Genomic DNA, 18,395 nt, shown 5'->3' with positions numbered 1-18,395 from the left:
ACGTAAACTCGGATTTTTTCTTGTTACCGCTCACACCAGGCAAACGGACAGAAGAAAAAATGCGTGGGTTGAAAAATCGGAAATACGGTCTCCGGGCAGGTTGTCCTTGCAGAGACGATAAAAGGGCACCGCAAGCAGTGCCCTTTGGCTCAGAATTACGCTTCGATCGGCGCGCGCCAGTCATCCGCACCAGAGGTGCCGGCAACGGTGTGCTCCCAGTCGATCTTGCGGTAGGCCATGGAGACCTGGATCAGCTGGGTGAAGTCGGACTTCGCCGGGTCCTGGCAGTGGGGCATCTGGCAGTCGATGTCAACGATGGTGGCATCGGTCAGCACAGTGCTGAAGAAGTGCTCCTGCTTGCCCTCGACGGAGGTGCGATACCACTTCAGGGTCACTTTCGGCAGCATCTCGCCGGAGGCCAGGGAGTTGTACATCAGCGGCACGGCCTTGTTCAGGGCAACGGTGAACTTGAACGGCTTGTGGACACGCTGACCCGCCGGCTGACCGGATTGCGGATCGGTCGGCACGGTGACGACGTGCTGGAACTCTTGTACCAGCATCTCGTCTTCATGGCCCTGCACGAAGATGTTGCCGACGGAATCGGAGGTGAAAGCACCGGCAGTGATGTTGCCCTGGGTTTGACCTTCGATGCTGATATAACATGGAGTTGGCATGGAATTGCTCCTGATGGTTGAACGGTTATGACACTCGTCCGAATCCGTTAGCAGTGACCATGCCAATACATTTTTTTGTTTTAAAACAAATAGTTGAATAGAAAACCGATTCGTGCACCTACACCATGACGCAACAAGTTGCGCAATCATTGCATTTACCCATTAAACCTTGCACATGCAGCATAAATGACTGGTGTAAATGCAACATATTGCGCGTGGCGGAGTTTATCTCTACCTCCAAGCTGCTTCCCCAAACCTGGCCAGCGGCATCTCCGCTTCGCCTGCGAGCCCCCCCCATCACAGACATGACCAGATTGTCGCCAACTAAAACAAAAGGGCCTGTCTCGCGACAGGCCCTTTTGTTTTAGTTGGCTGTATGGGCGGGATGATTCACCGCTGCGTGGCTCACCCCTTCGGGGCGGCCTGCAGCCGTTCATCCCGGCAAGCTGCTCTGCTTGAACCCGACGAGGGCGCTCCCCCCCTCTTCCGCGTGAGCGGAAAATGCTTCCCCAAAGCAAAAAACCGACCATCTGGCCGGTTCTGACATCTGAGGATGGGTCGGGAGCGACTCGCGCCATCCCTGGCGATCGCCCTGCGGGCTATCCTGCCCGCCTTTCGAACCAGGGCCCGAACCGAGCCGCCCATCACCGGATAAAACAAAAGGCCCTGTCTTTCGACGGGGCCTTTTGTTTTAATTGGCGGTAAGGGAGGGATGATTCGCCACTGCGTGGCTCACCCCTTCGGGGCGGCCTGCGGCCGTTCATCCCGGCAAGCTGCTCTGCTCGAACCCGGCGAGGGTTCTCACCCCCCTCTTCGAGATGAGCTGATGACGCTTCCCCAAAGCAAAAAAACCGACCATCAGGTCGGTTTTTTTGCAATTTGGCGGTGAGGGAGGGATTCGAACCCTCGATACGTTGCCGTATACACACTTTCCAGGCGTGCTCCTTCAGCCACTCGGACACCTCACCAAATTTTCACTGCTTGAAGTGGCTTTCGGAGCACGCTGCGCGTGCATCTTGCCGACTTCGTCGGTGGGCAGCCACTCGGACACCGCACCCAATTTTGGTCTGCGCTTTAACGTGTTCAGCCAACACGAATTCGCTGTGCCGTTGCGCTGGAACGGGGCGTAATGTAAGGGATAGGCGCGAGGCGGTCAATGCAATTTTTTATCTTTTGCCACTGTTTGCTCAATAAGCGAACCAAGTGACTAAAAATATGCCGTTTCCTATCCCTTTCCATCAATTTTCAACCGCTTCGTGCAAATGTTCTCCTCGAATAGCCTCTTCCAGCGAGCCGTAGAACTCCAGCTCTCCCGCCACCGGACGCACCTTGGCCCGCGCCAGGGTCTTGAGGGGCTGGAATTGCAATTCAGCCACCTTGAGACGGACCCCCGCCTTGGCCATGCGTTTTGCGAACTGCTGGAAGGCGGTGAGACCGCCAGCATCCAGGATGGAGACCGCCTCCATTTGCAGGATCAACTCCTTGTGGTCCTTCACCTGGGCAAGCAATTCGTCAAAAACCCGCTCGGCGGCGGCAAAGAACAACGGTCCGTTGATCTTGTAGACAAGGGTCGAGGGGGACACCTCGCTGGCATAGCGTTTGTGATCCGCCAGGTTGTGCAGCCTGGTCATCTTGGCGATTTCACGCATGAACAGCAGTGACGCCAGGATCACCCCGAAGGTGATGGCGATGACCATGTCGAAGATGACGGTCAGCGACAGGCAGACCAGCAGCACCAGTACATCGGATTTGGGCGCCCGGCGCACCAGATCCACCACCTTGTGGGCCTCGCTCATGTTCCAGGCCACCAGCAGCAACAGGGCGGCCATGGCAGAGAGCGGCAACCAGGAGAGCCAGGGAGCCAGCACCAGGATGGCGGCCAGCACCACCAACGCATGGACAATACCGGAAATGGGCGAGGTGGCACCGGCCCGCACGTTGGCGGCGGAGCGCGCGATAGCGGCCGTCGCCGTGATGCCACCGAAGAAGGGGGCCAGGATGTTGCCAAGGCCCTGCCCCACCAGCTCGCCGTTGGAGCTGTGCTTGCGACCCGTCATACCATCGAGCACCACGGCGCAGAGCAGGGATTCGATGGCTCCCAGCATGGCCATGGAGAAGGCGGCGGGCAGCAGCCGCTCGATGGCGGCGAGGTTCCACTCCACCGGTGCCCCGTCCGGCCCCGGCAGCGCCCAGGGCATCACCAGGGTCGGGGCGATAGGGGGAATGCCCATGCCCTGACTGCCGTCGGCCAAGGTATAGCTGAACTTGCTGCCAATGGTGGCGACGTCCACCCCGAACTGGTGCAGACCAAACGCCAGCCCCACCCCCACCAGCACGGCGGGCAGATGGCCGGGTACCGGCAGGCGCAATCTCGGCCAGAGCAGCAGCACCGCCAGCGTCGCCACCCCGACGAGGGTGTCCCCCCACTGCCAGCTTGGCAGGGCATGGGCCAGCGCCTGTACCTTGCCCAGATAGGTTTCCGGCATCTCCAGGACCTGCAGGCCGAAGAAATCCTTGATCTGCAGGGTGGCGATGACGATGGCGATACCACCGGTGAACCCCAGGGTCACCGAAGGGGGAATGTACTCGATGAGGCGCCCGAGACGCGCCATGCCCATGGCCACCAGGAAACAACCCGAGATGAGGGTGGCCATCAACAGGCCCCCGACGCCGAATTGCTGGGCCACCGGGTAGAGGATCACCACGAAGGCGGCGGTTGGGCCCGAAATGGAGAAGCGGGATCCCCCGGTCACGGCGATGACGATGCCGGCGATGATGGCGGTATAGAGCCCGTGCTGGGGCGGCACCCCACTGGCGATGGCCAGTGCCATGGCAAGGGGAATGGCGATGATGCCGACCGTGATGCCGGCGATGAGGTCGCGGCCAAAGCGCGCCACGCTGTAGGGTTCGTCAATGCAGGATTGGCGCAATGCGATGGCCAGCTTCACGCCTTGTAAGGAAGCTTGATTGTGCATGTCTAGGGTAATACCAGAAGAGGGAGACAAAGGCCGGGGTGAACCGGCACCCGATCATCATCAAGGGCCGGCAGAGCTGTCGACGCGGCGATGGTATCGAAGGCAACCATACCCGACCCGGCCAGATAATTCGATGGGCAGGATCAAGAAATGGCCATGAGCGCGCAATATTGTCGGTGACACCCCGAATATCAACGCCGTTTCCCGCCACGGCAGGTTTCCCCGGGCACTGTACTCTGCGGATGAACGACATCACGCCTCCTCCTGGCAGCATGCGGGAATCAGGGGACAAGGCAGGCACAACCCGACCGGAGGCGCGATCTCAAGCTCCTGATTGTGCTGAAAATAGTCCGCGCTGCCCAAGTTTTGGACAAACGGGCCAAAAAGCCATTTTTTACGCTGGCAGGCGGGTTGACACCCGGGAGATGGGCCATTAATATCCGCCCCGTCTCGACGAGACAGGCTATTCCTCCTTAGTTCAGTCGGTAGAACGGCGGACTGTTAATCCGTATGTCACTGGTTCAAGTCCAGTAGGAGGAGCCAATTCCCTCGTAGTTCAGTCGGTAGAACGGCGGACTGTTAATCCGTATGTCACAGGTTCAAGTCCTGTCGAGGGAGCCAAATTTAAAGCCCAGTTTCCGAACTGGGCTTTTTCATATCTATCTCTTCATTGTTTCAAGCTGATCCAGTCCTTCCCCACTGCATGCTCTCTCCCATGCCTCTCGCAGTAAGAGAGCAACACTTACTATTTTCGCTCAGCTCAAACCCAACCAACGATTGCTCCGGTCCCTATCCGGTCAGCTCCGCAGGTGAATTGTTCACGCTGTAGCCTGCACAGAGACCCATCCCCTCCCCTGACGAGAATGCCCCCAGAAAACACCTCCGGTCACGGCTTCCGGTCTTTTTGATGGGAAGTCATGAGGATGCTCAGACCGGAACAAGTGCCGTAGACACGGAGATAACGCAGATAGAAAGATGCAGGGCCTCACGAGAGGCAAGACAGGGAGAATGGTTAGTGGACCAGATCTGGGAAAGTCTGGGGGATATCCGGTCTTTGTAGCTGGAGGCTGAGCTTGCCAGGAGTTGCGAAAAGTCGCATCGATGGTGACGAGGCGACAGGTCGTCGCGCCGACGCGACCGTCGGTAACTTTCACACCAGAAGGGAAAGGCCATTTCCGACGGCATGGACGTCGTAACCAAATATGTCATCGATGTGGTTAAGGATCATTTCGTGAAAGCCGCACCGCGCCACACCTCACTCATATGAGGGAATGGTTAAGGACACCAGAGTGAGGGATGACGTAAAAACACGCATAATAATAGACCTTTATCTTAAAAAGAGGTAAATTTTGACTTTCTGTTATGCTTGGATAGATAGTATGGAAGAGCGTCACCATAGTTATGTAATTAAAACTGTTACTGAAATTGGTCGCGGTGGTTTTGGTTTCGTGGAAAAAGTAGAATTATACGCGGCCAGTGGAAATAAGTGTGGTGATTACGCTAAAAAAGTTTTATGTCCTGCAGAGGGGTTGAATAAAGAAGAATTTCGTCGACGCTTTCAGCGTGAAGTTGTTTATCAGGCTCGATGCGTGCACCCCAACATAGCTCCGGTATACCTCCATAACCTTCATCAAGACAGCCCTTGGTTTGTGATGGATTTAGCTATTAGCGATTTAAGTTCAGACCTAGCATCTGGAGCGCTTGATAATTCCAAAAAAATGAGAATAGCTGAGATGATCATGTCCGGTGTGCATTACATGCACGCTGCACGAGGAGAAGAACCTAATCGAAAGCCTTCCTACTTACATCGAGATCTGAAACCATCCAATATTCTTAATTTCGGAAATGGCGTATACAAAATATCTGATTTTGGGTTGGTTAAAAATGCTGACAAAGACAATCCGGCATCAGAGATTCTCACGAAAGTAGCTATGGCAATGGGAACTGCTAAATATATGGCACCAGAGATAAAAGCTGCAGGCGTATATTCTGTGCAAACTGATATCTTTGCATTAGGAGTGATTATTGACGAAATGGATTTTGATAATATAGACGGAATTCGTGAATTAGTTGATAAGTGCACAGCATGGCGACCAGCAAATCGTTTCAATTCTGTTGAAGAAATTATTCAGGAGCTAGTATCTATTAAAAAAAGGAATAAGATATGATATCAATGCTTTCTTGTGGTCTTTTCTCTTATGCGAAGACATCGTCACGAACAAATCAAGATACCGTTCTTGCACCTCACTTTATCAAACAGGGATATTTGTTGGCGATTGCAGATGGCGTCGGATCTTATTCTGGTGCAGAACATGCGTCTAGTAGTGCTATTCAAGGTTTATTGCATGGGATTGGTGAAGGCCATATTGACAATTTAGATTTTTTATTCGCATCCATTAAAAATGCAGTGTCTGAGCTGTCTGAAAAAAATGCTCTGTATCGTGAAGCAGCGACAACTCTGACGTTTGCTTATATAAATTCATTTGGTCTCTATATCGGACATATCGGTGATTGTCGTTTATATATAAATTCAGATTCTAAATTGGAACAACTGACTAAAGATCACACCCAGCACCAAATGTTGCTAGACCAAAATCTTTATAGTAAGAAAGAGTTGAAAAATCTGGGTGGTAAAAACACATTAACATCCGCTATTTCTAAAGATATACCACTTAATTTTCAAAGCAAATTTATACCTATAGAGGATTTAGTGCGGGATAGTGACGAAATAAATATATATATTATGTCTGATGGCGCCCATCATCATTGGGACCTGCGCCCGCGTTTTGCAGATAGCACTATTAAAAACCCAAACTGTTTCACTGCTAGCCTTTATAAAAGAATACTTCGTAATGGCCCAGTAGATGATTATTCATTGGTCGTTGCAAAGTTCAAGGTTGGCTCTAAATCGCATGGAGAATCCAATTGAACTTTGAAAAAATAAGCAATCACAAATCAACTTTATGAGCGTTCTAACAACCTAAGAGTATAACTATATATTATGGTTGAAAAAACTAAAAATAATGGAATAAAGATTCGTTAGCAGCAACTGTATGAACTTTTTTAAACGATATATAATTTCAATGCCACGAGGCCCCGCAGCATTGAAACTTATTGTTAAGGCTTAAGCCAATCTCGGTCGGGGCGAGCTAATAGACGTGCATTGTTATACGCCATGCTGAGGGTTAAACAAGTCGCAGCACGATAGTATGCCCCCATATCCTCCACCACTATAGCTAAGCTCGCCTCATTAGGCTTACCAAGACACAGCGGGAGCATCAACTGCACGCGTCCTTTATAATAATGAGGGATCGCAGTCTTATAATTCCTTCTGACACGCTCAATCGCATTAGATATTGCGCCTTTCAGATAAACTTGTAATTCATAATCACTCAGATTCTTATACGGTTCTGGGAAGCGGGATTTATTATCAGAAATGATATGCTCTATGTTTGTTCTAACCTCTTTTCTAAAATCAAAAACCAATGATGATGGATCGTTAAAATAATGAGCCATTTCAGGTAAACGAGAAAAACCATTTAACGAAGCCGAACCCTTTCTTTCCCATGAATTAAAATACCAATTTTGCTTGGCATTTTGATTCCTATTCACAGTACAATATGAATATATTTCCTCTTGATTTAATGTCACCAATCCAGTATTAAATGTAAGTAACTGCCCATCGTCCGAGAGTTCAATTTTATTCTCCTCTCTAAGTCGCTGATATGTATATTGTAAATAGTTAAACAATATTGGCTTACTACTTGATTCATCAGTTTGATTGTAGTTCCAATTTTCAGCTTCAGCAAGAAGAGCAAGTTCATCAAGCTTCTCATCTAAAGTCGGGATATAAACCAAATCAAATAATCTTTCAGGAAATGCCACTTTATGGACCTCATAAAATACGTTTTTAGTTTACATCTGTATCAATTTTCTTATCAAACAGACTTTGAATTACTGTCAACTAAAAATCCCAAACCTTGGGCTAACAACTCAGGGCCGTTTCAAGGCATATAACATCAACCTATCTACTCGCCAACCGCATGCATGTTGTTACTTGTTCAATAGCCTGTTCAATCACAAACAGTGGATACTTCGTTTTGAGTCGATCGCCAGATAAACACTTCTGACATTCCGCTCTGGTCTCAAGACGGATTTTTTCACACCACGCCCACAGATCCTCAATTGGCAATACAATATCCCGTGCAACAACAACATCAGATAGTAAGTACATATCACTGCTATCAATGCTTTGCTCTATCAAGTTAACTCGATTCTCGATAACATTGACTTTTTTCTCTAACTCTTCACGTTTCTCAATTTCTCTTGCCAAAATAGAAACGTTCTGTTGCAACAATGCCACCATCGTACTTAACTCAGAAGCACCCTCTTTCGGGGGTGGATAAATACCATATTTTCGGATGGATGGTAGTACATCTTCAAAAATCCAATCTTGGAATCGTACAGATGCTTCACTATCATCAATTGTTACTATTCGATATAGCCCAGCCTCTGTTATATAGAACTCGTAGTCAAAACCATATTCATTTTTATCAGATAAGGGGATAATATATTTTTCTTTCTCTTTCAGTACTGAAGAAAGCTTACTTAAAAGACCACCGAATCCAGACTTAACACCTGTATTATATGAAATGTTTTCATTGTCTTTTGCTAAGACTCGAACAACATCTGGGAAGCGAAATAAAATTTTACCATCCCGATCCATTGTCTTTATTGGCTCGCCACCGTTAGTTGCAGGGTAAATAATGTCAAATTTTTTCTCGTCCACGCAACACCCCATATTAAGTCTCTGTAGCTGATTATTATCAGCAGCATACTATATGTCTTCACTGGAAACCATGACGCCGTAAATAACCACATTTTAAATGCATATTAAATCCATGTTTATCCCGAACATCAGGCCCTGAGCTAACCACTCAGGGCCTTTTGCATATCCACAAATCTTAGGAAAAAACATGTTTATCCATCACGTTTTGAGCAAGCAATACGCCGCAGTCAGCATCAAGCCAATGAGAGACGGCAGTATCGATTTCACTGTCAAGGGCAGTACCAAGGGGGCGATCAAAGGAGCCATCACCGGAGCGGGTATCGGTGCCAGAGGCGGTATCCCTGGTGCCGTCGCAGGCACCATCATCGGTGGCACTATCGGCTATATCACTGGACCAGCGGACTGAGGGAGGTTAGCCATGGACGAGTTTATCCAAGAAGGTAAATATGCCACCCACGAGACCCTCAAGGGGTATGCCTGTAGCTGGCAGACCTTGAGTCTGCTGACACAAGAGGTCATCACAAACGGAATGTATGTTCCTGAGTTCCTGCCAGATGTAAATCAGCCCGTGCTGCTGGTTGTTATCAAAGAGGCGACCGTCCTCAAGGCCAAATCTCTGCACAGCGAAGCGCCTGAAGTACTGATTGCAGTCGCCGCCCATACGGGTGAGTCGTTCAGGGATGACGACGAAGGTTACTACGCGGACTATTGGCGACTTGATGCTGGAACCATCACGCTGGTTGACTGTGCCGAGCATGCGGTGTTCTGGCTTCCCCTCCCTGCTGCCGAGACTTGGGAACCCTATCGCTTCTCAGGTTATGGCACCCCGTTTGATGCTCTATCGGCTCCACTCCCTGTATTCCAGCATCTGGCCTTCGTTCTCATGCCTGAGCAAGCACTGCCCGACTTGGGCTCCACTATCTACCTGAAATCCACTATCTGACAATCTCGTAAGGACTCTAAGCATGAACTCCAAAACCGATAAACAAGCAGCCAAACAGCAAGTAAGTGTTGCTGTCACAATCAAGTCTGATGGCATACAAATATCACCAGCCAAGGTTATCTTGGTCAGTGGCATAGCCACTCTGCTCTCGCCAGGCTCTACCACCACCGTGGGCTATGAGATAGGCCATGAACCCGAGCAGGCCGAGCTGCTGATCCGTCTGACGGGCAGTAGCGGCGGCGGTCTATGTTCCAAGGAGTGGTTCGATCTGGCGCAAGTCATCGACCTGCTGAACGAGCAACAGCCGGACAAGGCATTTACCTCTGGCCTGTTCAAGGTGATCTGGCACTTCAAGGGCAGTAGCAATAACGCGGGGTTCCTGGCTGCCGTACTGCGCCATCTTGATTTGACCAAGGCTGCACCCGAGGTACGTTTCGGCCATATGATCACGGGTAAACACGGCGAGTGGTTTGCCAGCCTCAAGGCCATGCGGCCAGAAGAATCCAACGTAGCCCAGTAACCACGTTCAAGCCCTATTCCCCCCCTTCCCCCTTTTACTCAATCTCAACGAGAACCAAGATATGAAACCTACCCTCGTTATCACGGGCTTACCTGTGAGGATAAGCCACGACCTGAAAACGCTACTGGAACAGGCCATCAGCTCAGCTTTGGACGATTTCCCAAACGAGATCCCGGATGGTGCATCACCAGCAGCCCTGATTCTCAACTATCGAGATCCAGACTACAGCGCTACCACGGGTGGCTATCACCCTGTAGAGATCCGTCTCGAACGTTGGGATGACGGCTGGCACCTACGCTACGTCACCGATTTTGCCTATGTGGGCCAAGGCTGGTGCGCCGAGTTGGCCAAGGAGTTGGATTTCGATTTCAGCATGGGCGAATACTCCCATTCGATGCTGGGTGCCATGTCGTCGGCTGACGTGCATGAATGGTTTGAGCTCTGGCAGCTTAACTTTTGCTGCTATGCCCAGATGAACGTATTCACCCTGACGGTGACACCAGACTGACCTCTGACACGCAGAAATCTGGAAAAGTCTCGTCGGTGGTGACGACGCGTCGAGCACCGTTTAGATCCAGCCCGACGACTCGTCGCCACCGACAGCAAAAAATCGAGTTTTCAGATTTTCCCCCGCCCAGAAGACCGGATATAGACCGGAATCCGAGTAACCACTGTTCCTGCTTGGGCCAGAGACCAGCATTAGGCTCAGCCAATCACCAACTTCATCCCGGCAGCACAAGGAATTGACATCCCTGTGCTGTTTTTTCTTTGGAAGAACCTCCCTATCACATCCACCTCAAATGACAGGAGACAGACGATGGCAAATGCTCCCTCCCGATTTCGCTTCACTCAAAAAGCCATTGAAGCGCTACCGCCCAATCCACCCCATGCCAAATCAACCGAGGCCGAATACAGCGACACCCAGATCCCAGGCTTCAAGTGTCTGGTAGGCAAAGGGGAAGGCTCCAAGAAATTTCTACTTCGTTATCTCTGGCAAGGTCGTAAACGGGCGATATCCATAGGCCGCTTTCCCGATGTAGACCTGAACACGGCCAGAGAGATCGCCACAGACTATAAACGACTGCTTTCGCAGGGCATCGACCCCAAGCAGCAGAAAGAAGATAAACGGCAGGAGCTCACCTTGGCCGAGCTATTTGAGCAGCACTACTTTCCATATGCCCAGCACCACAAGAGATCGTGGCGAGATGATGCTCAGCGGTTTCGTGACCATTTGAAACCAGCCTTGGGATCTCGGCTACTCTCTGAAATCAAATTGGAGCAGGGCCAAGCCCTGCAAACCAATCTACTGGGTAAAGTGAAGCCAGCAACCAACAACCGGATCACCACCTTGCTCAAAGCGATTCTGACTTGGAGTGTTCGGATGGGCTATCTGGAGCAACACCCGTTGAGGCACCTCAAAACCCTGACTGAAAACAACCAACGGACACGCTATCTGGATAAGGGGGAGATCAGGCGGCTGTTTATGGCTGCGGATATTGATGAAAACCGTTATGCCGGTCAGTACGTCAAACTGCTCTTACTGACAGGGTTGCGTAAGGACGAGTTGAGATTGGCCAAGTGGGAACACCTCGATCAATCCCAGCTGACCTTGTTCATCCCCCACACCAAGAACGGGAAAAGCCGGATCCTCCACCTCAACCATATGGCTATACAGATACTCAAGGAGACCCATCAGATTGAAGGTAATCCCTATATTTTCCCTGGACAAAAACAAGGGAAACCGCTGAACAACGTCACCAGACCGTTTGACCGGATGCTGAAACGGGCAAGGATCGATGGGCCTGTTTGCATCCATACCTGCCGCCACTCAGTCGCCGCCTTGATCGTCTCCAGTGGGGGAACCTTGTATGACGTGCAAGCTCAGTTGGGCCATGCCAGCAGCCAGACCAGCCAACGATATGCCCACCTGCACGCCAGCAGACTGCGGCACACCAGTACCCAAGTGGCCAACTGTGTGGAACAGGCTCTGATACCCAGCAACGCGGCCCACGCTGCCCTACCCCAACTCAGCCAAAACGGAGGAATTTAGGGAAAAATGCCGACGGTCGTGACGAGCTGACGGACAAATTCGACGCTTCGACGCGATCGTCGGCATTCCATCAACTTTTCCGCATTTTTCAGATACCAAAGCCCCCGCAGCTATGCCAACTCTGCTTACCTAAAGACCCTCCCGTCGTGAAAATCCAAGTCGACACGCCCTGTCGGGCACCTCCGTGACACTGGGATACCTTTGACTACGATGCTTCCCTGGATGGCAGAACACGACACCCTAGCCCAACGCCTCGGCGTGATCCTGACCAAGCTCAACAACGGGCAGCGGTTGGTGATCTCAGAGTTGGCCACCGAGTTCAACGTCTCGGCTCGCACTATCCAGCGAGACCTGAATGTCAGACTGGCTTATCTACCGCTGGAACGTGACGGACAAACCTATTGGCTCGACCCCAGCTATCTAGGGAGAACCACCACACCTGCCATTTTGAGACTGTGCGAGCAACTCGGGGCCAAAGCATTGTTCCCGGATGATCACGAAAGTCTGATCAAGCTCTGGCTCAACCCTGCATCAACACCTGTATTCGTCCTTGCAGGCTTTCAACTCGATGAAGACGACAGCCATCACCAATGGCTAAAGCCGCTTGCCAAAGCAATCAGCCAACAGCTCAACGTCAGGCTGACATGGGTCGGTGAGCAAGCAGAGCAAAAGATTGAGCCATACCGCTTGGTCAATAAACGGGGTCGTTGGTACTTGGCAGGAGTGATGGCTGATACGCCATTTCTCGAACCCGTGTCGAGTATCGCCAGCCTCCAGCAGATAGAAACGCCATCGACGATCAGTGAACCACAGCAGCAACTGCTTCAAAGGCTGATCGAGCAAGAAGCCGTTCCCACTCACGAAGTCGTTATCAAGGCAGCTTCCCCAATAGCCCACGAATTCAAGCTTAGAAACATTCTCCCCGAGCAGGCACTGATTAGAGAACTGGAAGACGGCAGCATCTTGCTGGCAAGCAGGGTATTCGATGGATCCCAGCTACTACCCGTGATCAAAACCTATCTACCGCACCTTGAAGTGATCAGCCCAGCGGGGATCCAAGCATTGGTCAAGCGTGACCTCAAGGCCCTGCTCAGCCGGATGTAAGCCAAATTTTTCACCCTCTTTATTACTACCCCCGACACCACCTGTCGGGGTCCATCACCACTATCTATAACCCAACCTACAAGGAGTAAAACCATGGGATCTCCCACGATAACTACAATATCTGATCTCGTTCTGCGCAGTCATGACGATTACGAGGCCGTCTTCGAGCACGTAGCCGCCCACCTGCAAGCCGAAGGGGGCACCATCAAAAAAGCCGATCGCGCCAAAGGAGAGCTGGAAGCATCCTGGAAGTACGGTATCAACCCGTTCGGGTTACGCGTCACCGCGCATTTCGACTCACCGGAAGAAGGGGTTGTTGAGCTGTCGCTGACAGGCTCCTTTGTTGATGCCATCGACACATGGGGCACGGCCAAGAAGAAGGCCAAAGCGATAGCCGAATTACTTCCCTCACCTATCGATGTAGCGGCATGGCCTATTCGTGATCAAGCACAGGTTCAAGCACCGACTCAATCCGATACAGTGGGAGGCACAGTTCACCATCGAGGCAAGCGAAAGGTCTTGATGGCGCTTCTGGTCTTCTTCGGCGGCGGGTTTGGGCTTCACAAGTTCTATGCCGGTAACTGGGGCTGGGGTTTGATCTATCTGGCGGCCTGCACAACTGGGATCCCCGTTTTGCTCTCACTTATCGAGTTCATCAAGGTGCTTTGTCTATCCCAAGAAGAATTCGACAAACGCTACAACTATCAAACAGTAAAGGCCTTTCAATGGATCTGGTGAATATTTAATTCGCCACTAATAATGGAGTGATTTATGTTTAGAAAAACAGCTTGCACAGTTTTAGTTATGGCATTATTTGGCTGCGTATCTAATGGAGATGGTTTAGATTCAGCCTTGAACAAGATCGTGGATGATGCACTAGCACCGATAGATAACCTAGCAACTGGGCTTGACAGCAGCACAGAGCAAGAAACTCCGTCATCCGCTCCAAAAGAGCCATGGATCCCGAATGAGGAAAATTGTGAAGCTATTAAAAATAATGCCGGTATCCATGTAAGAGCCAAACAACAACAATGCCTATCAATGCTGCATAGCAAAGCTATAGAGGAAACCCAACCACTTGCAAAAACGATTAGCCCGAGAAATCCCCCCTATGTCACAAAGATTGGCTCAGTTCTATCAGACGAAGGTAAGGATGAAGTATTGCACTCCGACTCAGGTGCAATCAATCGCCACGTGCTTGTTAATAGACGGTTAGAGCTTACTAAGGCCGGATTTTCGTTAGATTTTAAACCTGTCAACTTTCCTGATATAGCCAAGGGTGAATATCGTTTAGTTAATTCAACTGAATGTTCCTCGGGATATGGAATGGAGCAGGCACTTTGGGTCAATAGCAAATCAGGTAATCCTGGCGCAGCAAAGGTACACTGTTTTTCGACATCCGGTTCATCTGAGCTGCTTAACGTAAAGAATGACATGAATCGAGCTCTTTTTAGTAATGCAAAAGGGTTTCGAGTGCTGACTATCAACGGTGAACTGCTAAATAATAAGGCTTACGTTGATGTATTCATGTCTGAGCTCCAACAAATCTACTGAGATATTCATTGTATTGATATGGAACAAATTTAACTTGTAGAGGGATATGGTCAGTGAATCGTTTAAATAGCACTACCTTAGCAGTCATGATTTCTTTACTAACGGCTCCAGCAGCCCAAGCAGGATTGCTCAGTAAATTGGATGAGTTCACAGTGAAAGGGGGTGAACTGGAAAGCTGCCCAGGCGTGACCCTAGAGCAGCAGGCCGATAGCTTCTTTAAGGATCCCGAGTGGTCGGCTGGCAAAGCCGCTGATGGCCGCAAGCTGGTCAACGTGAGTGGCACATTCACATATGGAGATAGACCTGTCCGTGGCCTGCTCCAGATGTGGGTCCAAGGCGAGGAGTTCAGCGTGGAAGCGCTGGAGATAAACGGTCAGCCACAGCCTGACGTCATGATCGATGCCCTGCTAGAGAAGATGTGCGAGGCAGCGAAAGAAGAGGTTGTCCCGCAAACGGCTCAACAAGGCAAACAGGGTCTCCCCTTCATCGGTAAGCGCAGTTTTAACTTTGCAGGTGGAAACGGCACAGAGCGATACATCACAATCCAGCAGAACGGCCTGACGGTGATCGAAAGCTGTGGGGCATCCCTGATGGACGACAGCGGCAACTTCCAAGAGCCAAGCTGTTCTGTCGATTGGAAAGGCCCGTTCGCCACGCCACTCAAGACAAGCTCAGCTATGTATCGGGTCGACAAGGAGCGGATCTATCAGATTGAGCCAGACGGCAGCCCAGCCCGAGACTGTATGGCATCAAGTGAGGATTGCAGCGTCAGTCTGTACGAGTAGTGCGAGGTCTGAGACATGAGGCGGGAGCAATCCCGCCTTTTTTCGTTCAACGCTGACCATAAGATGAAAAATCGCGACGGTGGTGGCGGTTCGACGGGGGGTAGTTCGTCGATACGACGCGCCGTCGACATAGCCCCCAGTAAAACCACTGAAAACTACATTTTTTCTCAGCTCACCAAGAGGTCACAAAAAAATTTTTTATGCACATATTTTTTAGTTAAGTCATCAGACAAGGCTCATCATAACAAGGCCCGATAACCTATAACCGTTTTAAACGGCTTTTGAAGGGGATTAGACATGAATCTGATTCTATAAAATATGTCAACCAATTTTCATGCCCAGATGCATGATTGAATATTTATGTATGTTTTAGATTTTTATTTAGATAATTATTCATAAATGCCTTCTTGCAGGCAACCACCCATATTGACCTTAGTTCGTTTCATGCGTAGTATCTTCCTCATCAAGTCAGCCATATCGACTTGATTTTTAAGAAGATTTAAAACATCGTTACGCTCTTTAACAATTTGATGAAACTAACCTCTCACATTTTAGAGAGCGTAAAGGACCATTTTTATTGAGGTTTTTTATGACTCTAGTGATAGATCGATTGAAGGGATGTGTCGTGGATTGCGTCACACTTGCGCAAGCCGAGATTTTTAAGATCCCAGCAGACCATGTGCACTTCCTTCTTGACAAAGAACGATGCATGCAACTGTTCATTCTCAATGAAAGAACTGCAGGCAGTCGCCGACTCTACCCAGTAAATAGTGAACTGGTTCCAGAACTAGGCGACCTAGTAAGGCAGTATTGCTTCATCCCGTTTCGCTCTGAGCAGGGCGGGCTGGGCATGATGCAGATCAACATGTACTCCCAGGACCAATACAGCCTCTCAAAGAGGGGGTTAATGGAGTCCAATTTTAAGGTCTATACGACAACGCGCTTGGCAGACTCATATGCTTTCACTGGCAGCTCTGATGTAGCCATTCTTCCTATAACCGATCAGGAGTACGAGAACTTATTAGAATCAACATTCGCGGAATCCATCATAGACACTCGGCAGCATCCACTCTTTCAAAAGTATGCTGTAACCTCAACCACCGATAACAAGAGCGCCATAGATGAAGACATTGGTGAAAAATCAATCATGAATAAATCATCTTTAGATGATGACTACGCGTTAAATATCGACATCGATCTCGCTACAATAAATGACATCTTGTAGCTCAAGGTTTAACGCCTTATTTATAAAACGAAAAAAATCGAACATTATTACTTGCAAGAATCTTCCTACCTATACGTCCCCGTATACTTCTTCATCACTCGATGAAGCAAAACTCCCTATTACATTCAGTAGCATCCCCTTTACATACGCCAGATTTAACTATCAGATCCATCAAAAGGGCGTAGCAATACGCCCCATCCTATTTCTACCCCTAATCAACAACGCTCAGGGGGGTCATGTTGTTCTTGATGCCCTTGGGCGATCCAAGGACTTTATCAACATGAACACCGATGACGCATTCATCCTTCGGCATCACTCGAAGCCATTCGCAACGACCACGGGCAGAAATGTGATTTACGGGCCAAGTCTGACTTCCCTAAAAAAGAAGTTCTGGCCGTTTGTCCTCAATCCAGCAACCGGATTTCTGTATGTCTTGCTCGATTTCGAGCAGCAGGAGCCCGCTATAGCCGCCTGTTTTGCGAAGGACCGAGAGCTTCTGGCAGCTTACCTAGTTGGCGACCTATATCTCCATGTCGGTAGTCACCCTCATCTCGCCAGTTTGGATAGGAACTCACTTAAAAAGCTAGTCCTACCGTATTCTTACGGTCAATCTGCTGCTGCGTACGCCAGAGAATACAAGATCCCCCTTGAAGTAGCTCAGCGTTACTGGCGAGCATTAAAGGAAATATTCCACCGTGTCGATGCAGAGCTGAACCACCGCTCTCAGCAGGCTTTCCGTGACGGCTATGTCCGCTGTCTCGACTGGGCTGCTGGGGTAACTCCCCTCAGTAACCCCCTGTCAGTACGCAACTGGCCCGTTCAAGCCACTGGTGCTGACATCATGCGCCGTGCAGTTATCGGCCTTGTAGATGCAGGGTTAGACCTGCGCCTCACCATCCATGACGCCTTCCTCATCCGTGTTCCTGTTGCCGAACACGAACAGCAGATAGCGAAAGCGATCGCTGTGCTCAAGCAAGCCAGTGCCGTGGTGCTGGATGGCTTTGAGCTGAATGTGAAGGTGGATGGTGTTTACGACGGTCAGGTTTCTGGGGAGATGATGTGATGGTAAGCAAAAAGTTTGATGCAGTTGAATTCAGTACAGCGTATCTGGCTACGGTTAAGCTCTATAAGGGCCCCTACGTTGTGTATGAAAATCAACCGGGGATATGCCACACGCACAAATCCGATAGCGTTATAGCATCCATTCGCTCCTTCGCAAGAAGTCGCGGCGAACGCCTCAACGAAAATAGGCTAAAAGATGTGTTGGATGAGATTGAAGCCTTTGCCTTTGAAGATGCGCAGCCTGTTGTTGTTCACTACAGAGTGGCCCCCTATCTTGAAGGGTACATATACAATTTGGGCAACGGTCGCTTCCTCCAGAATATGGGGACGGGTATCAGCGTTGTCTCCACGCTACCAGAAGGAATTTATTTCACTGAAACTAATACCATGCTGGCTATGCCAGAGTTAGTCCAGAAGTTTGATATCAAAGCATTGCTGAACTTATTCAACTGCCACAACAACGCACAGAAGCTGCTGTTGCTGGCGTGGCTGACCTATACAATCGCCACCCCCAAAGCTGCCCAGCTACCGTATCCGATACTAGTGGTAAAAGCACCAGCGGGTTCGGGTAAGTCCTTTATGTGCAACAAAATTATTAGGCAGTTAGTTGACCCATGTGCAGTACCTAGCCAAGCAACATGTACAGGATCTTTAGCTACAACCAATTGAAATAGATAGAAAAAAGGCTTCGTTTGTGATCTGATTTAATCGCAA

Annotated in this window: 18 protein-coding genes, 3 tRNA genes and 1 other RNA gene; 16 read left to right on the top strand and 6 right to left on the bottom strand. The window is 49.9% G+C overall.

Features of this window, described 5'->3' with window-relative positions:
• Positions 1–155: 155 nt before the first annotated feature.
• The 4 genes from hcp1 to dauA all read right to left on the bottom strand — a co-directional run bounded on the left by hcp1 (position 156) and on the right by dauA (position 3,649).
• Complete coding sequence (gene hcp1, locus PG887_RS15685; RefSeq protein ID WP_042015720.1) at positions 156–674, bottom strand: type VI secretion system effector Hcp1; 519 nt, start codon at positions 672–674, stop codon at positions 156–158.
• 696 nt (positions 675–1,370) lie between these two features.
• Positions 1,371–1,500: non-coding RNA, RtT sRNA (locus PG887_RS15680), on the bottom strand.
• 54 nt (positions 1,501–1,554) lie between these two features.
• Positions 1,555–1,642 (bottom strand) — tRNA-Ser (locus PG887_RS15675).
• A gap of 270 nt (positions 1,643–1,912) precedes the next feature.
• Positions 1,913–3,649: a C4-dicarboxylic acid transporter DauA gene (gene dauA / locus PG887_RS15670; protein ID WP_270822209.1), complete on the bottom strand. Its 1,737-nt coding sequence runs from the start codon at positions 3,647–3,649 to the stop codon at positions 1,913–1,915.
• Between the two features lie 467 nt (positions 3,650–4,116).
• On the opposite strand from dauA, the gene PG887_RS15665 reads away from it, so the two are divergent.
• The 4 genes from PG887_RS15665 to PG887_RS15650 all read left to right on the top strand — a co-directional run bounded on the left by PG887_RS15665 (position 4,117) and on the right by PG887_RS15650 (position 6,578).
• Positions 4,117–4,192 (top strand) — tRNA-Asn (locus PG887_RS15665).
• 2 nt (positions 4,193–4,194) lie between these two features.
• Positions 4,195–4,270, top strand: a tRNA-Asn gene (locus PG887_RS15660).
• 758 nt (positions 4,271–5,028) lie between these two features.
• Positions 5,029–5,817 (top strand): serine/threonine-protein kinase, encoded by a 789-nt coding sequence (locus PG887_RS15655; RefSeq protein WP_134749431.1) that lies wholly within the window; start codon positions 5,029–5,031, stop codon positions 5,815–5,817.
• Positions 5,814–6,578: a PP2C family protein-serine/threonine phosphatase gene (locus PG887_RS15650; protein WP_134749428.1), complete on the top strand. Its 765-nt coding sequence runs from the start codon at positions 5,814–5,816 to the stop codon at positions 6,576–6,578. The genes PG887_RS15655 and PG887_RS15650 overlap by 4 nt, the downstream gene beginning before the upstream one ends.
• Positions 6,579–6,766: 188 nt before the next feature.
• Here PG887_RS15650 and PG887_RS15645 read toward each other — a convergent pair whose 3' ends face one another.
• A complete protein-coding gene (locus PG887_RS15645; protein WP_134749425.1) occupies positions 6,767–7,534 on the bottom strand; it encodes a DUF3825 domain-containing protein in 768 nt (255 codons plus the stop codon).
• A 139-nt stretch (positions 7,535–7,673) separates the two neighbouring features.
• The gene (locus tag PG887_RS15640) at positions 7,674–8,438 is read right to left on the bottom strand and encodes a BRO family protein (protein WP_167576704.1); all 765 of its coding nucleotides are present in this window, start codon (positions 8,436–8,438) and stop codon (positions 7,674–7,676) included.
• A 187-nt stretch (positions 8,439–8,625) separates the two neighbouring features.
• Here PG887_RS15640 and PG887_RS15635 point away from each other — a divergent pair, with 187 nt between their 5' ends.
• The 12 genes from PG887_RS15635 (at position 8,626) to PG887_RS15580 (ending at position 18,350) form a co-directional block, all read left to right on the top strand.
• The gene (locus PG887_RS15635; protein ID WP_134749419.1) at positions 8,626–8,844 is read left to right on the top strand and encodes a hypothetical protein; all 219 of its coding nucleotides are present in this window, start codon (positions 8,626–8,628) and stop codon (positions 8,842–8,844) included.
• Between the two features lie 12 nt (positions 8,845–8,856).
• A complete protein-coding gene (locus PG887_RS15630; protein WP_134749416.1) occupies positions 8,857–9,381 on the top strand; it encodes a hypothetical protein in 525 nt (174 codons plus the stop codon).
• A gap of 22 nt (positions 9,382–9,403) precedes the next feature.
• Entirely contained in the window at positions 9,404–9,901 is a 498-nt protein-coding gene (locus PG887_RS15625) for a hypothetical protein (protein ID WP_134749413.1), read from the top strand.
• A gap of 61 nt (positions 9,902–9,962) precedes the next feature.
• Positions 9,963–10,409, top strand: a complete 447-nt coding sequence (locus PG887_RS15620; RefSeq protein ID WP_134749410.1) for a DUF2787 family protein — start codon at positions 9,963–9,965, stop codon at positions 10,407–10,409.
• A 309-nt stretch (positions 10,410–10,718) separates the two neighbouring features.
• Positions 10,719–11,951 carry a tyrosine-type recombinase/integrase gene (locus PG887_RS15615; RefSeq protein WP_134749406.1) on the top strand — a complete coding sequence of 411 codons (1,233 nt, stop codon included), beginning with the start codon at positions 10,719–10,721 and terminating at the stop codon, positions 11,949–11,951.
• 222 nt (positions 11,952–12,173) lie between these two features.
• A complete protein-coding gene (locus tag PG887_RS15610; RefSeq protein ID WP_167576702.1) occupies positions 12,174–13,055 on the top strand; it encodes a helix-turn-helix transcriptional regulator in 882 nt (293 codons plus the stop codon).
• 93 nt (positions 13,056–13,148) lie between these two features.
• Positions 13,149–13,793, top strand: coding sequence for a TM2 domain-containing protein (locus PG887_RS15605; RefSeq protein ID WP_134749398.1), 645 nt, complete (start codon positions 13,149–13,151; stop codon positions 13,791–13,793).
• Between the two features lie 33 nt (positions 13,794–13,826).
• Complete coding sequence (locus PG887_RS15600) at positions 13,827–14,609, top strand: hypothetical protein (protein ID WP_270822205.1); 783 nt, start codon at positions 13,827–13,829, stop codon at positions 14,607–14,609.
• A 53-nt stretch (positions 14,610–14,662) separates the two neighbouring features.
• Positions 14,663–15,394 carry a hypothetical protein gene (locus PG887_RS15595; protein ID WP_134749393.1) on the top strand — a complete coding sequence of 244 codons (732 nt, stop codon included), beginning with the start codon at positions 14,663–14,665 and terminating at the stop codon, positions 15,392–15,394.
• Positions 15,395–16,103: 709 nt separating this feature from the next.
• On the top strand, positions 16,104–16,619 hold the full coding sequence (locus PG887_RS15590) for a hypothetical protein (protein WP_134749390.1): 516 nt from the start codon (positions 16,104–16,106) through the stop codon (positions 16,617–16,619).
• A 280-nt stretch (positions 16,620–16,899) separates the two neighbouring features.
• A complete protein-coding gene (locus PG887_RS15585; RefSeq protein ID WP_167576700.1) occupies positions 16,900–17,682 on the top strand; it encodes a DNA polymerase in 783 nt (260 codons plus the stop codon).
• On the top strand, positions 17,679–18,350 hold the full coding sequence (locus PG887_RS15580) for a hypothetical protein (protein WP_270822200.1): 672 nt from the start codon (positions 17,679–17,681) through the stop codon (positions 18,348–18,350). The genes PG887_RS15585 and PG887_RS15580 overlap by 4 nt, the downstream gene beginning before the upstream one ends.
• The last annotated feature ends 45 nt before the right edge of the window (positions 18,351–18,395 follow it).

The sequence above is a fragment of the Aeromonas sp. QDB14 genome (assembly GCF_027707845.1).
Classification (GTDB): Bacteria; Pseudomonadota; Gammaproteobacteria; order Enterobacterales; family Aeromonadaceae; genus Aeromonas; species Aeromonas caviae.
The sequence above is the reverse complement of the archived record's forward strand: the minus strand, read 5'-3'. Positions and strand labels throughout refer to the sequence as shown.

Bases quoted from the DNA above. Each gene is read 5' to 3' on its own strand.
- hcp1 (WP_042015720.1), bottom strand. From the start codon at position 674: ATGCCAACTCCATGTTATATCAGCATCGAAGGTCAAACCCAGGGCAAC.
- dauA (WP_270822209.1), bottom strand. From the start codon at position 3,649: ATGCACAATCAAGCTTCCTTACAAGGCGTGAAGCTGGCCATCGCATTG.
- PG887_RS15655 (WP_134749431.1), top strand. From the start codon at position 5,029: ATGGAAGAGCGTCACCATAGTTATGTAATTAAAACTGTTACTGAAATT.
- PG887_RS15650 (WP_134749428.1), top strand. From the start codon at position 5,814: ATGATATCAATGCTTTCTTGTGGTCTTTTCTCTTATGCGAAGACATCG.
- PG887_RS15635 (WP_134749419.1), top strand. From the start codon at position 8,626: ATGTTTATCCATCACGTTTTGAGCAAGCAATACGCCGCAGTCAGCATC.
- PG887_RS15630 (WP_134749416.1), top strand. From the start codon at position 8,857: ATGGACGAGTTTATCCAAGAAGGTAAATATGCCACCCACGAGACCCTC.
- PG887_RS15625 (WP_134749413.1), top strand. From the start codon at position 9,404: ATGAACTCCAAAACCGATAAACAAGCAGCCAAACAGCAAGTAAGTGTT.
- PG887_RS15620 (WP_134749410.1), top strand. From the start codon at position 9,963: ATGAAACCTACCCTCGTTATCACGGGCTTACCTGTGAGGATAAGCCAC.
- PG887_RS15615 (WP_134749406.1), top strand. From the start codon at position 10,719: ATGGCAAATGCTCCCTCCCGATTTCGCTTCACTCAAAAAGCCATTGAA.
- PG887_RS15610 (WP_167576702.1), top strand. From the start codon at position 12,174: ATGGCAGAACACGACACCCTAGCCCAACGCCTCGGCGTGATCCTGACC.
- PG887_RS15605 (WP_134749398.1), top strand. From the start codon at position 13,149: ATGGGATCTCCCACGATAACTACAATATCTGATCTCGTTCTGCGCAGT.
- PG887_RS15600 (WP_270822205.1), top strand. From the start codon at position 13,827: ATGTTTAGAAAAACAGCTTGCACAGTTTTAGTTATGGCATTATTTGGC.
- PG887_RS15590 (WP_134749390.1), top strand. From the start codon at position 16,104: ATGCAACTGTTCATTCTCAATGAAAGAACTGCAGGCAGTCGCCGACTC.
- PG887_RS15585 (WP_167576700.1), top strand. From the start codon at position 16,900: ATGAACACCGATGACGCATTCATCCTTCGGCATCACTCGAAGCCATTC.